This is a genomic window from Rhodococcus sp. 14C212 (assembly GCF_011058195.1).
Lineage (GTDB): Bacteria > Actinomycetota > Actinomycetes > Mycobacteriales > Mycobacteriaceae > Rhodococcus > Rhodococcus aetherivorans.
In genome coordinates, this window is sequence record NZ_JAALEH010000210.1 from 1 (window position 1) to 1,273 (window position 1,273).

The 1,273-nt window shown below is 65.6% G+C and carries 1 protein-coding gene and 1 pseudogene; one reads left to right on the forward strand and one right to left on the reverse strand.

The genetic code is table 11. From position 1 onward, the window contains the following. Positions 1 to 535: 535 nt before the first annotated feature. Positions 536 to 966 (forward strand): annotated as a pseudogene (locus tag G6038_RS30710) (amidohydrolase family protein); the annotation flags it as partial. Between the two features lie 53 nt (positions 967 to 1,019). Here the strand turns inward: G6038_RS30710 and G6038_RS30715 are convergent. Then, positions 1,020 to 1,273 (reverse strand): NAD(P)(+) transhydrogenase (Re/Si-specific) subunit beta (locus G6038_RS30715; protein ID WP_165042687.1); only part of this gene is annotated, 254 nt, incomplete at its 5' end.

Sequence of the window (1,273 nt, forward strand, 5' to 3'; positions counted from 1 at the left end):
GGTCGGGGGAACAGAGCCGCAGTTCAGCAGGCTCGCGAGCGACCGGCATGGACGTGTTACAGCGTCCAAAGATGTTGGACGTCATGGGTTCGCGTATTCTGCAACTCGTGATTGTCCATGATGGATATGCACGATTATCCATCATTAGCATTGCGGTACACCAGGATTGGACTGAAAGACGAGCTGCAAGATGCCCTGACGCCGACGACGCTCGTCGCGTGGGAACACGAGTTCAGGCTCGTTCAGGGCCGAGACCGTCCCAGACGATCACTCCGGCAACGGCGGCGGCAGCGAACAGCGCCCCGGCTGTGCCGGCACTGTCGACCCGGCCGTGTATGCGCGTGCACGCGCCCCGCACCACGTTCCCGCGAGATACCGCGCCGATGTTCCCTCGAAAACTGTTGCGGCGCAACTTGAAACGAAACGCCGATAACGGCGATTATGTCAAGTAGAGCACTGCATATTGCACCTCACTGACCCGGGCCGGTTGGCGTGCGCACGCCCGAGTCCTGGCCCGCGCGCTGGACGCCGCACCCGGTCCGGCGACCGGATCGAGCACGGGGCGCTGGTCCCGGCCGAGTCGAGCGGCGAACTGCACCGAGGTGGGCTGTGCGTGGTCACCCAGCTCGGCTTCCTCGCCCACCGCGGCGACGACTACCTCGATCGGGTCCAGGCCCAGGATCTGCCGGACTTGTACCGCTGCCGGTCCCTGCTCGACGGCGGCGTCCCGGTCGCGCTGTCCAGCGACGCCCCGTACGGCCCGCTCGATCCGTGGGCGGTGATTGCCGCCGCGATCGGTACCTGTCCCCTCTCAACAATCCCGGTGGCGAGCAACGCAGGGGGCAGGTGGGCGCGCCGGCGGATCTGATGCTCCTCGACCGCCCGCTCACCGACGCGTTGGTGGCACCGAGCGCGGAATTCGTGCGGTGCACCATCATCCGTGGTGAAGTCCGCTTCCGCCGCTGAGCCATCCATAAGTACGGACGCCCGGAACGAGGCGCGAGAAACCCTACAACGTCTTACAGGGCCTTGAGTTCCTCGGTGACCTCGGAGACCATCTTCTTCGCGTCGCCGAAGAGCATGGAGGTCTGGTCGGCGGTGAACAGCGGGTTGTCGATGCCGGCGTAGCCGGAGGACATCGAGCGTTTGAGCACGATGACCGACTTGGACTGGTCGACGTTGAGGATGGGCATGCCGTAGATCGGGCTGGACGAGTCCTGCCGGGCGGCGGGGTTGGTGACGTCGTTGGCGCCGATGACGACGGTGACGTCGG